Origin of the sequence: Mesorhizobium sp. B2-3-4, from assembly GCF_006442315.1 — a bacterium.
Taxonomy (GTDB): Bacteria; Pseudomonadota; Alphaproteobacteria; order Rhizobiales; family Rhizobiaceae; genus Mesorhizobium.
On sequence record NZ_VFVY01000017.1, the window covers coordinates 140,310 to 154,301 of the forward strand.

Here is a 13,992-nt window from a genome sequence, read left to right on the forward strand (position 1 = left end):
CGATACCACGAAAAATGATATCGCGATACATATTTTTGTAGACAGGCGGCCCTGCCTGGTTTAGCAAATATGTTATCGCGATAATATTTATCGTGAGCGTGAAAACAAGGAGATTGAGATGACCTCGCAGACCAAGTCAGGTTCGGGCAGCGGCACGATCACCACCAGGGACGGAACGCAGATTTTCTACAAGGACTGGGGAACCGGCCAGCCGGTCGTCTTCCATCACGGCTGGCCGCTGAGCAGCGACGACTGGGACGCGCAGATGCTGTTTTTCCTGTCCAAGGGTTACCGCGTCATTGCCCATGACCGCCGTGGCCATGGCCGCTCGACGCAGACCGACATCGGCAACGAGATGGACACCTATGCCGCCGACGTGGCTGAACTTGCCGCGCATCTCGACCTCAAGGACGCCATCCATGTCGGCCATTCGACCGGCGGCGGGGAAGTGGCGCGCTACGTCGCGCAATACGGTTCGAGCGGCCGTGTCGCCAAGGCGGTGCTGATCGGCGCAGTGCCGCCGATCATGCTCAAGACGCCAGCCAATCCCGGCGGCCTGCCGATCGAGGTGTTCGACGGCTTTCGCTCGGCCCAGGCGGCCAACCGCGCCCAATTCTTCCGGGATGTTCCGGCCGGCCCGTTCTACGGGTTCAACCGTCCGGGCGCCGAGGTGTCGCAAGGGGTGGTCGACAATTGGTGGCGCCAGGGCATGATGGGTGGCACCAAGGCGCATTATGACTGCATCAAGGCCTTTTCGGAAACCGACTTCACCGAGGATCTGAAGGCAATCGACGTTCCGGTGCTGGTCATGCACGGCGATGACGACCAGATCGTTCCGATCGCCGATTCGGCGCTGCTGGCGATCAAGCTGCTCAAGAAGGGCGAGCTCAAGATCTACAAGGGCTTTCCGCACGGCATGGCCACCACCCACGCCGACATCATCAACGCCGACCTCCTGGCTTTCTTCGAGGCGTAGCTTTTTACCGCCAAACAAAAATGCACCCGCCGGCAGGCGGGTGCATTTTTTGGATACGGTCTGGAAGGTTCAAGCGGCCGCTTGCGCCTTGCGGGCTTCCTTCATGTTGGGCAGGAACACCGTCAGCAGGCCCAGGAACGGCAGGTAGGAGCAGATCTGGAAGACGAAGTCGATGCCCTTCATGTCGGCGACGACGCCAAGCACGGCGGCCGCGATGCCGCCCACGCCGAAGGCGAAGCCGAAGAAGATGCCGGCGATCATGCCGACGCGGCCTGGTACCAGTTCCTGCGCGAAGACGACGATGTTGGAAAAGGCCGACGACAGGATCAGGCCGATCAGCACGGTCAGCACCATTGTCCATTCCATGTTGGCGTAGGGGAGCGCCAGCGTGAAGGGCAGGACGCCGACGATCGAGAACCAGATCATCGCCTTTTGTCCATAACGGTCGCCGAACGGACCGCCGAGCAGGATGCCCAGCGCCGAGGAGCCGAGGAAGAGAAACAGCATGACCTGCGACATCTGCACCGAAACGCCGAACTTATGGATGGAGTAGAAGGTGTAGTAGCTGGCCAGGCTGGAGATGTAGGCATTCTTGGTCAGCACCAGCAGCGTCAGCACGACCAGCGCGCCCATCACCTTGCGGCGCGGGAAGGGCGAGACGAAACCGGCCGTCTTGCGGGTGTCCTGCGTGGCGCGCAGCCGGCTATACCAGCCGCCGACCTGCCACAGGATGACGATGCCGATCAGCGAGCCGACGGCGAACCAGGCGATGCTGGACTGGCCGAAGGGCACGACGATGAAGGCGGCCAGCAACGGGCCCATGGACTGGCCGAAATTGCCGCCGACCTGGAATAGCGACTGCGCCAGTCCGAACCGGCCACCGGACGCGAAGCGGGCGATGCGCGAGGATTCCGGGTGGAAGATCGCCGAACCGATGCCGATCAGCGAGGCGCCGAGCAGGAGCAGGTAGTAATGCCCGGCATAGGCCAGCACGACCAGCCCGATCAGAGAGGACGCCATGCCCCAGGGCAGCGAATAGGGCATCGGCTTCTTGTCGGTGACCGCGCCGATGATCGGCTGCAGCAGCGATGCCGTCACCTGAAAGGTGAAGGTCAACAGGCCGATCTGCCAGAAATCGAGGCCGTAATTGTCTTTCAGAAGCGGATAAATGGCCGATAGCAGCGACTGCATGATGTCGTTGATGCAGTGGCACAGGCTCACCGCCAGGATGACGGTGAAGGCCGTCGCCTGGGCTGAAGCGTGACTGGCGGTCGCGGGTGCCGCGACGCTGGTGGCTGTCGTATCGGTCAAGATAGGCTCCGTAGTCTTTTTGGCGGCAATGCCGCAGGGTGGATTTTGCGGGCGTTCCCGCACCGCAGGGGTAACAAGGCGGGACGCTCCCGCAGGCAGCCTTATAAGCCGGTTGCCAAGCGACTTCTTTCGTGGTTTGGTCCAATAGTTTCGCAAGTGGGCCATACCGGATGCCAAACAGCACGGAAATCTTCAAGGCGCCCAGTGCCGATTTCGATCTGTTGCACCTGAGCCGATGGCAGTGGCTGGAGCAGGCGGTCGGGCCGGTCGTGGCTTTGCCGACCGAATATCCCGACGGTTACCATGTCCCCCAGCACCGCCACAGCCGCAGCCAGTTGCTGCATGCGCTGGTCGGCGTCGTGCTGGTGACGACGCGGCATGGGCGCTGGATGGTGCCGCCCGACCACGCGATGTGGATTCCGGCCGGCATCGAGCATTCCGTCGAGATGCTGGGCGACGTCTCGATGCGTTCCGTCTATGTCATGCCGCAGGCGATAGAGGGGCTGCCCGAGGGACTGCGCGTCGTCGGCGTCACCGACCTGATGCACAGCCTGATCGTGGAATCGGAAAAGCTGCCGCAGGGCGGTGAGCTGGAAGGGCGCGGCGGGCTGATCATGAATCTCCTGCTGCATGAAATTCCGACCTTGCCGGAACGGCCGCTCGGCCTGCCGTTCCCGTCCGATCCCAAATTGGCGGCGCTGTGCCGGCGCTTCGTCGCCGCTCCCTCGCCGCACGCGACGATCGACGAATGGGCCGACAGCGTGGGCATGAGCCGGCGCTCCTTCACCCGCGCCTTCCAGCGCCAGACCGGCCTGTCCCTGTCGACATGGCGCCAGCAGGCCTGCCTGTTCGCGGCCTTGCCCAGGCTTGCCGATGGCGAGCCGATCACCAGGGTGGCGCTCGATCTCGGCTATGACAGCGTGCCGGCCTTCATTACCATGTTCAAGCGCATGCTGGGTTCCTCGCCGCGCGGCTATATGCGCGGTGCGCGCGAAAGCGTCGAGGTCGCCCGTCGCCTGATCGGCCCGGTTCGGCTGGAAAGTCCCGCGCCTTGAGCGCGCTTTTCCCGGAATTGTCCTAAATCGTCACTGCGACCTAGTCGAACAGGCTCGACACCGATTCCTCGGTCGCCGTGCGCGAAATGGCTTCGCCCATCAGGTCGGCGATCGAGATGACGCGGATATTTGGGGCGTCGAGCACGCTTTGCGTCGGCTGGATGGAATCGGTGATGACCAGTTCCTGCAGCTTCGAGCCGCTGATGCGGGCAACGGCCCCCCCCGACAACACGCCATGGGTGATGTAGGCGGTGACGCTGGTGGCGCCGTTGGCCAGCAGCGCATCGGCGGCGTTGCACAGCGTGCCGCCGCTATCGACGATGTCGTCGATCAACAGGCAGTCCTTGCCGGCGACAGCACCGATGATGTTCATCACTTCCGATTCGCCCGGACGCTCGCGGCGCTTGTCGACGATGGCGAGCTGTGCGTCGAAGCGCTTGGCCAGCGCGCGAGCGCGCACCACGCCGCCAATGTCGGGCGACACCACCACGACATTGCCGAGCTGCTTGTATTTCGCCTTCACGTCGCGGGCCATCACCGGCACCGAGAACAGATTGTCGGTCGGGATGTCGAAGAAGCCCTGGATCTGGCCGGCATGGAGATCGAGGGTCAAAACCCGGTCGACGCCGGCGCGGGTGATCATGTTGGCGACCAGCTTGGCCGAGATCGGCGTGCGGCCGGAAGCGCGGCGGTCCTGCCTGGCATAGCCGAAATAAGGGATGACCGCCGTAATGCGCCTGGCCGAGGAGCGCATGAAGGCGTCGATCATGATGAGCAGTTCCATCAGGTGATCGTTGGTCGGGAACGAGGTTGACTGCAGGATGAAGACATCCTCGCCGCGCACGTTCTCCTGGATTTCGACGAAGATTTCCTGGTCGGCGAAGCGCCTGACACTGGCCTTGCCCAGCGGGATGTTGAGATAGCGGGCGACCGCTTCGGCCAGCACCCTGTTGGAATTGCCCGCGAAGAGTTTCATGCACCGTTCCTGGTGGAGGACGGAGAGGCCTGGGGGACTCTCCTACGCCTTTTAACCGGGCTTTTAGCGGCCCGCGCCGGTATTGCAAGCGCCGAGATCGGGAATCCGCCGGCTAAGGTCAAGAAAGCTGTTGGCCATCGCCGACCGGCAACACTTCAACCCGCCTTGCCGCCGAGAAAGGCCGCGAACTGATCGATCGTCTGGTCGGCGATCGCCTGCATGGTGGCCGGCGACACCGACTTCCAGCTGTCGGCGCCCGCGCTGCCGCCGGAATTGGTCGAAGGCGCCTTCATCTGGCCGTTGATGCGGTGCAACCGGTTGCCGGAGGGGTCGTAGACGTCCCAGACATAGATGACGGTGGTGTCCTTGCCCTCCGACATCGCCGAGAAATAGCCCTTGAGCACATGGGTCGCGGTCTGGTCCTGGCTGCCGGCCAGCGTGATGCCGCGCTGCTTGGCGCGTGTCTGCAGTTCCGCCGTCAGCGGCGTGGCGGCTTCCACCGAAGCGCCGACGATCGGGGCGATCTGCAGGCGTGTCCTGGCCAGGACGGCGGCGGCCTGGGCGGAGGTGACGGGCGCCGCGGCAGGGGTGCCCGCCGTGGCGGCCGGCGCGGCTGTCGATGGCGCCGGGGCGGGCGTGGTGGCCGCGGCGCTGCCTTGCGCGGCCGGTGCGGCTTGCGCCGAGGCCGCCGGCGGGGTGATGGCGGAAGGTTCGAGGACGTCCTTTGCGTTGGTGCAGGCAGCCAGAGCCAATGCCACAAGCAATGACACGGTCGTCACATGCGATCGTCTCATTTGCCTTCTAACTCCTTGGCGAAGAACGCCTCCCATTATGGATTCACTGCACGATCAAGTCGAGATCATGGCGGGAAAGCGGCTTCGGCTGGGATTCGGTGGTCAGGTAGGTGCGGCCAAGCGTCATTGCCGTCTCGGTCTCGGAATCCATGATGATCATATGCGCGAACAGCGTCATGTTGGGCGCGATCGGTTCCGGATTGCCCTGGTAGAACATCGGCATGTCCATCCAGGACGGCGTGAAGCGGGCGCCGACCGAATAGCCGCAGGCGTTCAGCCGGTGCTTGGTCAGGCCGTGCGCCTCCATGGTGCGGGCGTGAGCGTCGAACACGTCGCCGAAGGTGTTTCCCGGCGTCATTGCCTTTTCGACCGCCAGAAGTGCCGCGCGTGCGGCGTCGAACAGCTCCTGATGGCGCTTGGAGACCTTGCCGGTCAGCACCGTGCGCATCATCGGCGCATGGTAGTGATTGAAGACGCCGGCCCATTCGAGCGTCAGCTGGTCGTTCTTGGTGAGTTTGCGGCGGCCGGCCTTGTAGCGGCACAAAAGTGCGTCGACGCCGGAGCCGATGATGAACTCGTTGGCCGGATAGTCACCGCCGCCGGCGAAGATCGCGCCCTGCATGGCGGCCAGGATCAGGGCCTCGTCGCCACCTTGCTTGATCAGCGGCAGGGCCGCGTCCAGCGCGTCGTCGGAGAGGCTGGCGGCCTTTTCCGCCTTGGCGATTTCGGCCGGGCTCTTGAACAGGCGCAGCCGGCCGACGATGCCGGAAGCGTCGGCGATCTGGCCGAAGGTCTGCAACTGCTCGTCCAAACGGCGGCCATTGTAGGCGGTCAGGCCGTGCGTGTCGTATTCGACGCCGATGCGGGCGCCGAGCAGGTCGAGATCGTTGAGCAGGTTGCGCAGGTCGACCGCCGGATTGGCGCCGTCGCGGTCGGTCCACAGCACGATGTTGTCGATGATCGAGGTCTGTCGCGCCTGTCGCAGGTCGGCAGAGCGTGTCAGGAGCACCATCGAGCCGTCGGCCTTCACCACCAGGCATTGGAAGAAGCAGAAGCCGAACGTGTCGTAACCCGTCAGCCAGTACATGCTTTCCTGCGCGAACAGCAGGATGGCGTCGAGCTTCTTCTCGGCCATCTCGATCATCAACCGGTCGCGCCGCGCGTCGAATTCGGATCGTTCAAAATGCAGCGCCATTATTCATTCTCCAAAACGATTGCCGAGACCTGCCGGCCATAATCGGGTTCCCTGCGGTGCGTGGTGCGCCGATAGGAGTAGAAAAGATCTTCCTCGGCATAGGTGCAGCGGCCGAGGCCTTCCGCACTGACGCCGGCCTTGAGAAGCCGCTCGACGGTGTAGAGATTGAGGTCGAACATCGAATGACCGGCATGCGCCGACGGCGCGAAGTAACGCGCATTTTCGGCATCCGCCTCGACGAAGCGGGCGACGAATTCCGGCCCGACTTCGTAATTGTCGGGGCCGATCGAAGGGCCGAGCACGGCGATGATGTTTTCGCGGCGGGCGCCAAGGCTCTCCATGGCGGCAACGGTGTTTTCGAGCACGCCCGTGAAAGCGCCTTTCCAGCCGGCATGCGCCGCGCCGATGATGCGCGCCCCGACATCCGCGAACAGGACCGGGCCGCAATCGGCGGTCGAGGCGCCGATGGCGATGCCGGGCCGGTCGGTGACGATGGCGTCGGCCTTGGGCCGCTCGCCGGCGAAGGGTTCCCTGGCGATGACGACGTCGGGCGAATGGACCTGCCAGGCGGTCAGGAGATGGCTGGCGGGCACACCCATCCAGGCGGCGACGCGGGTCCGGTTCTCGGCCACCAGCGCCTGGTCGTCCGCCGATCCGCTGCCGATGTTGAGACCCTGGTAGATGCCGGTGGAGACGCCGCCGACGCGGGTGAAATAGCCGTGGCGGATGCCTTGGGCGCGTGCCTTGTCCAGCAGCGGCGACCGAACGGGATCCGGTTTGGTCTGATTGAGCATGCGGGCGTTGTTGTCCGTGTGGGCGGTTTCGTCAAGCAAAAGCGGCCGGCGGTGCGGCCGCTGTCTTACCGGACGGGAGATTGGGAGGGGCAGCGGTGAAAAGTCAATCCGCTGTCGCGAAAGGCCGGACTGCCGTGCCGCGCGGAACGACGGCGAGGACCTTGAAGAGTTCGCCCATGGCTTGCGGGCCGGCGAGGCGCTCGACGGCATCCGATATCGTGTCGCGTGCCGCCTGGCCGGCATCGGCGCCCAACTGGCCGGCGCGCTCCAGAATACCCATGCCGAGCAGGAAATTGCCCTGCGTCGACAGATGGGCGTCGAGACCATGCGCGCGCACGACAGCCGCAAGGGCGGCGAAATCGACATGGGACGTCAGGTCGGCCTCGCCGGGATTGGCCAGCACGTCTTCGTAATTGTGCCGGCGCAAGGCCTGCAGCGTGTCACCGACACCGGGCCGCAGATGGCCGTAGTCGAGGAACAGGCCGGCACCGCCGTCGCTGGCCATGCGTTCTGCGATCGCCGCCATCAGAGCGGTGCGAGCGGGCGCGACTTCGACCACCGCGCCTTGCGGCGCGTCGCCGGCATCCCTGGGCAGGAGCGTCGGGTCGATCGAGCCGGCGCCGGCGAAGAAACAAAGATTGTCCGCCTCGTCCAGGCCGACCATGCGCTCACGCCACGTGGCGCCGGCGCGCACGAACTGGCGGATGGGCACGGCGTCGAACAATTCGTTGCCGATGATTAGCAGCGGCTGCCGCGGCAGCGTGTCGATGGTTTCGTGCCAGGAGATGGCGAAGGGTGTCGCGCCGAGTGTCTGTTTCTGGATGTCCGCCAGCCGCGGGCTGGTCTCGATCATGGCGAAGGCGGCGCCATTGGCCAGCGCCGGGTCGAGCCGCGACAGGGTGCGCAGCATGTCCTTCATCAGCGTGCCGCGGCCCGGGCCGATCTCGGCGACGGTGACTGGCATCGGCCGGCCGATCGCCACCCAGGCCTGGTAGAGCCAGACGGCGACGAGTTCGCCGAACATCTGGCTGATCTCCGGCGCGGTGACGAAGTCGCCGGCTGCCCCGAAAGGCTCGCGCGTCGTGTAGTAGCCGTCGCGCGGATCGAACAGGCACAGCGCCATGTATTCATTGACCGGCATCGGGCCCACCGCCTCGATCAGGTCGATGATCCTGGCCTTCAGCAGCGTCATGTCGCCTGCGGCTGTGTCTGCGCCACCGGCTTGGCCGTCGCCATCGCCCAGATGCCGGCCAGCACCATCGGCGTCGACAGGATCATGCCCATGGTCAGCCAGTTGGTTTGGAGGAGATAGCCGAGCTGCTGGTCGGGCTCGCGGAAGAACTCGACGAAAATGCGCGACAGGCCGTAACCGCAGATGAAGGCGCCGCCGAGAAAGCGCGGCGTCTTAAGCTTCAGGCGCGAATGGGTGAGGATGCGCAGCACGAGGAACAGCACGAGGCCTTCCAGCAGTGCCTCGTAGAGCTGGCTCGGATGGCGGGTGAACGGGCCGCCATTGGGGAACTCGATTGCCCAGGGCACATCGCTCGGCCGCCCCCAGAGCTCGGAGTTGATGAAGTTGGCGACGCGCACCAGACCCAGCCCGACTGGCACGCCGGCGGCCACGACATCGAACAGCGACCAGGTGCGAATGCCGCGCCTGATGGAGAACAGCGTCATGGCGAGGATGACGCCGAGCAGGCCGCCGTGGAAGGACATGCCGCCCTGCCAGACCGCGAAAATGTCGAGCGGGTGGGCGATATAGCGCGCCAGGTCGTAGAAGAGCACGTAGCCGGTGCGGCCGCCCAGCACCACGCCGATGGCCGCCCAGACGATGAAATCGTCGAGATCCTCCGGCTTCATCGGCAGGACGCCGTCGGGCCAGAGTTTGGGATTGGCGGCGAGCCGCTTGGCGTACCACCAGGCAAACAGGATGCCGACGATGTAACCGATGCCGTACCAGTGCACCGCCAAAGGCCCGATCTGGACGAGAATCGGGTTGATGTTGGGAAAAGGCAGGGAAGCCAGCGGCAGCAGGAAATATTCGTTCAACGGGGAGCTCTCGGGTTGCGATCGGCGCGGACCATGCGGCAGGGTTTTGGCAGGGTCAAGGCAAGGTGCGAGCCGTCAACGATCCGGCAGCAGGGCCGCTTCAGGCGCCATCGCGCGGGTAGCGATGCTCAACCCTTGGGCTTGGCGGCCACCAATTCACGCAAGGCGTCGTTGATCCTGTCCTGCCAGCCCGGCCCGTCTTCCTGGAAATGATCGAGCACGGCGCGGTCGATCTTGATCGAGACGAGCTCGCGGACATCAGGGGCGGCCGATGGCTGGCGAGGCGGAGCTTCGACAGGCTTCTTGACCGGCTTGAACACAGCTTCGGCGGCAGCGAATGGATTTGTCGGTCGGCGCGGGGGCGTTGCCATTAGTTGACCCTGATTGGAGGCATGCTTGACGGCACGATAGGCGACTCGGCATCTTCAAGTACAGCCTTGGGAAAGATGCGGGATATTGCCTGGCCTACCGTATCGTGCGCCATAGCAACGCAGATGTCGTAGCCCTTCTTGCATTCGGCGCCCCACGCCACTACGTCATTTCGAGCAAGCGAGGATTTGCCATGTCGACCGGACCGAACCGCATTCTCGATGAATTCGCCAAGCTGATGACCGATGCCGCCGGTGCGGCTCAAGGTGTTCGCCGCGAGGTGGAAACGGCCTTCAAGGGCCAGGCGGAGCGCATCCTGAATTCCATGGATGTCGTGCAGCGCGAGGAGTTCGAAGCCGCGCGCGAGATGGCGGCCAAGGCGCGGGAAGAGAATGGCAGGCTTGCCGAGCGCATCGAGGCGCTCGAGGCCAGGATCGCCGAATTAACCGGTCAGGCCACACCTGCGGCTCCGGCGAAGCCCAAGCCGAAAAAATAATTCGTTAAACTTTTCCACAAAGCACCAGCCTGAAAATCGCTTTGCCGTGAATCGCTTACCGGCATTGCGTGACTCTTTGTGACAGGCACCTTTCCACATGCGAATGACGCAGTGCGAAAAATGGGGCTGTTCACGCGACTCCCGATCAATAGACTGAATTTGTTGCATGATTCGGAGCAGGGTCATGCGCCGGGCGGTGGGGTTCGGTCTGGGGTCTTTGCGTTGATGAAGTCCTGGCCGTCCGAGTTCAAGACAAGATTGTTCGTCGTGTGTGCCCCGCGGGGCGTGTGGCGCTCCCCTGAACACAGGAAGCATTCCATGGAACTTCTCGAACTCGAATTTTCCCGCGAAATCCATCCGGTGGATGTGATCGAGCAGGTGGCCCACAACAATGACTGGTCCTTCGAACGGGCCGGCGACGACGAAATCTCGATCTCGGTCGCCGGCAGCTGGACCGACTATCACGTCTCCTTTTCTTGGATGGAGGATTTCGAGGCGCTGCATCTGGCCTGCGCCTTCGACATCAAGGTGCCGGAGACGCGCACGCTGGAAGTGATGCGGCTGTTGTCGCTGATCAACGAACAGATGCTGTTCGGCCATTTCGACCTCTGGGAGCAGGAGGGCGCGATCATGTTCCGCCAGTCGCTGCTGCTCGCCGGCGGGGTCGAACCTTCGAGCCAGCAGGTCGAGGTGCTGTTGTCCTCGGCGCTGGAAGCCTGCGAATGCTATTTCCAGGCCTTCCAGTTCGTCGTCTGGTCGGGGACATCGGCCAAGGACGCGCTGGCCGGCGTGCTGTTCGAGACCTTCGGCAACGCCTGAGCCGGATAAGACCAGAGATGAGTTCGAGCAGCGAGCGCAAGCCCGAGATCAGTTTTGCCGATTTCGATCGTGTCGACATCCGTGCCGGCACGATCGTCGAGGCAGAACCGTTTCCGGAGGCGCGCAAGCCGGCCTTCAAGCTCAGGATCGATTTCGGCCCTGGCATCGGCATCAAGAAATCGTCGGCGCAGATCACCAAATACTATACGCCGCAGACGCTGGTCGGCCGCCAGGTGTTCGCGGTGGTCAATTTTCCGCCGCGCCAGATCGGCCCGTTCATGTCGGAAGTGCTGACGCTCGGCTTTCCCGACGAGGAAGGGGCCGTGGTCCTCGGCGCCATCGAGCGCAAGGTGCCGGACGGCGGGCGGCTCTTTTAACTCTCAGGCCGCCAGTTTGCGCGTTGTCCCCAGCGCTTCCTCGACCGTGTCGAGAAACATTTCCGCGCAGGCCTTCCAGCTGTAGCGCATGGCGCGTTCCCTGGCCTGGGCGCGGTCGACGTTGAGCGCGGCAAGCGAGGCCTCGCGCAAATCGTTCGACACCGCGCCGCCGAAACCGTCGCCGACAATGTCGATCGGTCCCGTCACCGGATAGGCGGCGACCGGCGTGCCGCTGGCCAGCGCCTCGATGATGACGTTGCCGAACGTGTCGGTGCGGCTGGGAAAGACGAAGACATCGGCCGAGGCGTAGATTTCGGCCAGTTCGTCATTCGGGCGATGGCCAAGGAAATGCGCCTTCGGATATTTCGCCTTGAGCTTTGCCAGCTCCGGGCCTTCGCCGACGACCACCTTGCTGCCGGGCAGGTCGAGATCGAGGAAGGCCGAGAGGTTCTTTTCGATGGCGACGCGGCCGACGCAGAGGAAGACCGGGCCGGGGAAGCCGAGCTCCTTGCGCTTGTCGGGCCGGAAATGGTCGGTGTCGACGCCGCGCGTCCAGGGCCTGAGCTTGTTGAAGCCGCGCGCCGTCAGATCATCGGCAAGCGACTGGGTGGCGACCAGCGTGCCCTGGCCGGAATTGTGGAAATCGCGCAGCCAGCGATAGGCCCAGCTCTCGGGTACCGGCAGGCGGGCACTGAGATACTCGGGAAAGCGGGTGTGGTAGCTGGTGGTGAACGGCCGGCCGGCATTGCGGCAGTAGCGCCGCGCCATGATGCCGAGCGGCCCCTCGGTGACGATATGGATGTGGTCGGCCTTGTAGCCGTCGATCAGGCGTGCGACGTGGCCGGGCGTGGTCAGCGCCAGGCGGATGTCGGGATAGGTCGGCAAGGGCAAGGTGCGAAAGATGTTCGGGGTCAGGAATTCGACCGCGACATCGAAGGATTTGAGCGTTTCGGTAAGCCGCTCCAGCGTGTGGACGACGCCGTTGACTTGCGGGCGCCAGGCGTCGGTAACCATCAATATGCGCATGGCGGCCCTTTGCTCCGCAGGTCGGCGGTTGCCTTGAAACGATGCCGGAACGGCGACCATGCGGCCGCCCTCGCTTCGCTCCAGCGCACCCTGGCGGGCACGCGGTCGAAGTCAGGCGGCAGGGACGAATCAAGTGCGGTCGCGCGCTTCATGCGCGCTCTTGACCATGGTTTCATGACGGGCGGATGAAGACTGGCCGATGATTGCGGGAAGCAGAGCCGGCTTTCTGACGAGACGACAGGCGCGCAAGAAGAGCGGGCTTGTTGCCGGGCGGCTCTATTTGGGTGCTGCCAGCCCTAGTCTGGCGACGTCAGGCCGGAACCTTGATGACGGCCCGCAACCCACCCATCGGACTGTCGTCGAGCGCGATGTCGCCGCCATGGCTGCGGGCTATGTCGCGGGCGATCGACAGGCCGAGCCCGGTGCCGCTGGCGTCGAGATTGCGGGCCTCGTCGAGGCGCACGAAGGGCTTGAAGACGTCGTCGCGCCGGTCGGTCGGAATGCCGGGGCCGTCATCGTCGATGGTGACGACGAGGAAGCCGCGGCTGTGGTTGGCGTTGACCTCCACCGTCTTGGCATAGCGGAAGGCGTTGCCGATGACGTTGGACAGCAGCCGCGTGAAGGCGTTCGGCCGCACATGCACGGTCGGGTCGCCGGAAAGCGTTGTCGACAGTTTGCATTTGCGCAACGCCGCTTCCTCGCCGAGCTTCTGGAAATAGCCCGCCAGATCAAAGCGTCCGGGGTCTTCCGTGGCTTCGCCGCGCGCAAAGGCGAGATAGCCTTCGAGCATCGACTGCATGTCTTCGATGTCCTGGTCGAGGGCCGCCTTGGTCTCGGCCTTGCCGCCGGCCAGCGCCAGCTGCAGCTTGAAGCGGGTCAGGATGGTCCTGAGATCGTGGCTGACACCGGTGAGCATGGCGGTGCGCTGTTCGATCTGGCGTTCGATGCGCTCGCGCATCTGGATGAAGGCAAAGCCGGCGCGGCGAACCTCCTCGGCGCCACGCGGGCGAAAATCGCGCGACATCGGCCGGCCCTTGCCGAAGCTTTCGGCAGCCTCGGCAAGCGCCAGGATCGGCCGGATCTGGTTGCGCAGGAAGGGGATGGCGATCATCAACAGCACCAGCGAGGTGCCGACCATCCAGATCAGGAAGATGTGGGTGTTGGAGGCGTAGGCCTGGCTGCGGCGCACGAAGACGCGCAGCACCTTGTTCTCGAGCTGGACCCGAACCTCGACAATGTTGGAATTGCCGACCGTGTCGATCCAGAAGGGCCGGTTGATCTGTCGGGTGATCTCGGCCGAAAGCACGTCGTCGAGGATCGAGAAGAACGGCTTGGGCCCAGGCGGCGGCAAGGGATCGGGCGGCAGCAGGTCGACCTTCAACTGCATGCGGTCCTGGGCGATGCGGATGATGTTGGCGTAGTCGGCGTCGTGCGGATAAGCCTCTATCAGATCGATGATGGCGGCGATGTCGCGCACGGTCGCCTGCGACAGGCGCTGCGTCACTGTTGCCCAGTGGCGCTCCATGAAATCGAAGGCGACGACCGACTGCAGCAGGATCATCGGTGCGATGACGATGATCAGCGAGCGCGCGTAGAGGCGCTTGGGCATATAGAGCGAAACGAGACGCCAGAACCGGTTCCAGATGCGCGGCACCGCCTTGAGCGCCCGCGTGGCGCGTGCGCTCAAGCCGTCATTGTCCGGCTGTTCCAGGTCCGTTGTCGCCATAGGCTCTTTTCATCCGTCGGCGGTGTTAG

Annotated in this window: 15 protein-coding genes; 5 read left to right on the forward strand and 10 right to left on the reverse strand. The window is 64.2% G+C overall.

Annotated features, from left to right (window positions below):
• Positions 1 to 118: 118 nt before the first annotated feature.
• The gene (locus FJ967_RS23620) at positions 119 to 976 is read left to right on the forward strand and encodes an alpha/beta hydrolase (RefSeq protein WP_140734267.1); all 858 of its coding nucleotides are present in this window, start codon (positions 119 to 121) and stop codon (positions 974 to 976) included.
• Between the two features lie 69 nt (positions 977 to 1,045).
• On the opposite strand, the gene FJ967_RS23625 is transcribed toward FJ967_RS23620, so the two are convergent.
• On the reverse strand, positions 1,046 to 2,287 hold the full coding sequence (locus FJ967_RS23625) for an MFS transporter (RefSeq protein ID WP_181176120.1): 1,242 nt from the start codon (positions 2,285 to 2,287) through the stop codon (positions 1,046 to 1,048).
• Between the two features lie 170 nt (positions 2,288 to 2,457).
• Between FJ967_RS23625 and FJ967_RS23630 the strand changes: the two genes are divergently transcribed.
• Positions 2,458 to 3,342 carry a helix-turn-helix transcriptional regulator gene (locus FJ967_RS23630; RefSeq protein ID WP_140734271.1) on the forward strand — a complete coding sequence of 295 codons (885 nt, stop codon included), beginning with the start codon at positions 2,458 to 2,460 and terminating at the stop codon, positions 3,340 to 3,342.
• Between the two features lie 40 nt (positions 3,343 to 3,382).
• Here the strand turns inward: FJ967_RS23630 and FJ967_RS23635 are convergent, their stop codons facing one another.
• The 7 genes from FJ967_RS23635 to FJ967_RS23665 all read right to left on the reverse strand — a co-directional run bounded on the left by FJ967_RS23635 (position 3,383) and on the right by FJ967_RS23665 (position 9,521).
• Complete coding sequence (locus tag FJ967_RS23635) at positions 3,383 to 4,318, reverse strand: ribose-phosphate pyrophosphokinase (RefSeq protein WP_140734273.1); 936 nt, start codon at positions 4,316 to 4,318, stop codon at positions 3,383 to 3,385.
• Between the two features lie 155 nt (positions 4,319 to 4,473).
• Positions 4,474 to 5,112: a hypothetical protein gene (locus FJ967_RS23640; RefSeq protein WP_140734275.1), complete on the reverse strand. Its 639-nt coding sequence runs from the start codon at positions 5,110 to 5,112 to the stop codon at positions 4,474 to 4,476.
• A gap of 43 nt (positions 5,113 to 5,155) precedes the next feature.
• Positions 5,156 to 6,307, reverse strand: coding sequence for a Xaa-Pro peptidase family protein (locus tag FJ967_RS23645; RefSeq protein WP_140734276.1), 1,152 nt, complete (start codon positions 6,305 to 6,307; stop codon positions 5,156 to 5,158).
• On the reverse strand, positions 6,307 to 7,101 hold the full coding sequence (pgeF, locus tag FJ967_RS23650) for a peptidoglycan editing factor PgeF (protein ID WP_140734278.1): 795 nt from the start codon (positions 7,099 to 7,101) through the stop codon (positions 6,307 to 6,309). The genes FJ967_RS23645 and pgeF overlap by 1 nt, the downstream gene beginning before the upstream one ends.
• A 103-nt stretch (positions 7,102 to 7,204) precedes the next feature.
• Positions 7,205 to 8,293 (reverse strand): class I SAM-dependent methyltransferase, encoded by a 1,089-nt coding sequence (locus FJ967_RS23655; RefSeq protein ID WP_140734280.1) that lies wholly within the window; start codon positions 8,291 to 8,293, stop codon positions 7,205 to 7,207.
• Complete coding sequence (gene lgt / locus FJ967_RS23660; RefSeq protein WP_140734282.1) at positions 8,290 to 9,150, reverse strand: prolipoprotein diacylglyceryl transferase; 861 nt, start codon at positions 9,148 to 9,150, stop codon at positions 8,290 to 8,292. Before lgt ends, FJ967_RS23655 begins: the two co-directional genes overlap by 4 nt.
• A gap of 128 nt (positions 9,151 to 9,278) precedes the next feature.
• Complete coding sequence (locus tag FJ967_RS23665; protein ID WP_140734284.1) at positions 9,279 to 9,521, reverse strand: BrnA antitoxin family protein; 243 nt, start codon at positions 9,519 to 9,521, stop codon at positions 9,279 to 9,281.
• A gap of 191 nt (positions 9,522 to 9,712) precedes the next feature.
• Here FJ967_RS23665 and FJ967_RS23670 point away from each other — a divergent pair, with 191 nt between their 5' ends.
• The 3 genes from FJ967_RS23670 to FJ967_RS23680 all read left to right on the forward strand — a co-directional run bounded on the left by FJ967_RS23670 (position 9,713) and on the right by FJ967_RS23680 (position 11,211).
• Positions 9,713 to 10,015: an accessory factor UbiK family protein gene (locus tag FJ967_RS23670; protein ID WP_127280606.1), complete on the forward strand. Its 303-nt coding sequence runs from the start codon at positions 9,713 to 9,715 to the stop codon at positions 10,013 to 10,015.
• 318 nt (positions 10,016 to 10,333) lie between these two features.
• Positions 10,334 to 10,834 (forward strand): YbjN domain-containing protein, encoded by a 501-nt coding sequence (locus FJ967_RS23675; protein WP_027143347.1) that lies wholly within the window; start codon positions 10,334 to 10,336, stop codon positions 10,832 to 10,834.
• A 17-nt stretch (positions 10,835 to 10,851) separates the two neighbouring features.
• Positions 10,852 to 11,211: a tRNA-binding protein gene (locus FJ967_RS23680; RefSeq protein ID WP_140734286.1), complete on the forward strand. Its 360-nt coding sequence runs from the start codon at positions 10,852 to 10,854 to the stop codon at positions 11,209 to 11,211.
• 3 nt (positions 11,212 to 11,214) lie between these two features.
• On the opposite strand, the gene FJ967_RS23685 is transcribed toward FJ967_RS23680, so the two are convergent.
• Together FJ967_RS23685 and FJ967_RS23690 are read right to left on the reverse strand one after the other, a co-directional pair.
• On the reverse strand, positions 11,215 to 12,237 hold the full coding sequence (locus tag FJ967_RS23685) for a glycosyltransferase family 1 protein (RefSeq protein ID WP_140734288.1): 1,023 nt from the start codon (positions 12,235 to 12,237) through the stop codon (positions 11,215 to 11,217).
• Positions 12,238 to 12,547: 310 nt separating this feature from the next.
• Positions 12,548 to 13,963: an ATP-binding protein gene (locus FJ967_RS23690; protein ID WP_140734290.1), complete on the reverse strand. Its 1,416-nt coding sequence runs from the start codon at positions 13,961 to 13,963 to the stop codon at positions 12,548 to 12,550.
• Positions 13,964 to 13,992: the final 29 nt, after the last annotated feature.

Coding starts and splice junctions, on each gene's coding strand:
- FJ967_RS23620 (WP_140734267.1), top strand. CDS start 119: ATGACCTCGCAGACCAAGTCAGGTTCGGGCAGCGGCACGATCACCACC.
- FJ967_RS23630 (WP_140734271.1), top strand. CDS start 2,458: ATGCCAAACAGCACGGAAATCTTCAAGGCGCCCAGTGCCGATTTCGAT.
- FJ967_RS23635 (WP_140734273.1), bottom strand. CDS start 4,318: ATGAAACTCTTCGCGGGCAATTCCAACAGGGTGCTGGCCGAAGCGGTC.
- FJ967_RS23640 (WP_140734275.1), bottom strand. CDS start 5,112: ATGAGACGATCGCATGTGACGACCGTGTCATTGCTTGTGGCATTGGCT.
- FJ967_RS23645 (WP_140734276.1), bottom strand. CDS start 6,307: ATGGCGCTGCATTTTGAACGATCCGAATTCGACGCGCGGCGCGACCGG.
- pgeF (WP_140734278.1), bottom strand. CDS start 7,101: ATGCTCAATCAGACCAAACCGGATCCCGTTCGGTCGCCGCTGCTGGAC.
- FJ967_RS23655 (WP_140734280.1), bottom strand. CDS start 8,293: ATGACGCTGCTGAAGGCCAGGATCATCGACCTGATCGAGGCGGTGGGC.
- FJ967_RS23665 (WP_140734284.1), bottom strand. CDS start 9,521: ATGGCAACGCCCCCGCGCCGACCGACAAATCCATTCGCTGCCGCCGAA.
- FJ967_RS23670 (WP_127280606.1), top strand. CDS start 9,713: ATGTCGACCGGACCGAACCGCATTCTCGATGAATTCGCCAAGCTGATG.
- FJ967_RS23675 (WP_027143347.1), top strand. CDS start 10,334: ATGGAACTTCTCGAACTCGAATTTTCCCGCGAAATCCATCCGGTGGAT.
- FJ967_RS23680 (WP_140734286.1), top strand. CDS start 10,852: ATGAGTTCGAGCAGCGAGCGCAAGCCCGAGATCAGTTTTGCCGATTTC.
- FJ967_RS23685 (WP_140734288.1), bottom strand. CDS start 12,237: ATGCGCATATTGATGGTTACCGACGCCTGGCGCCCGCAAGTCAACGGC.
- FJ967_RS23690 (WP_140734290.1), bottom strand. CDS start 13,963: ATGGCGACAACGGACCTGGAACAGCCGGACAATGACGGCTTGAGCGCA.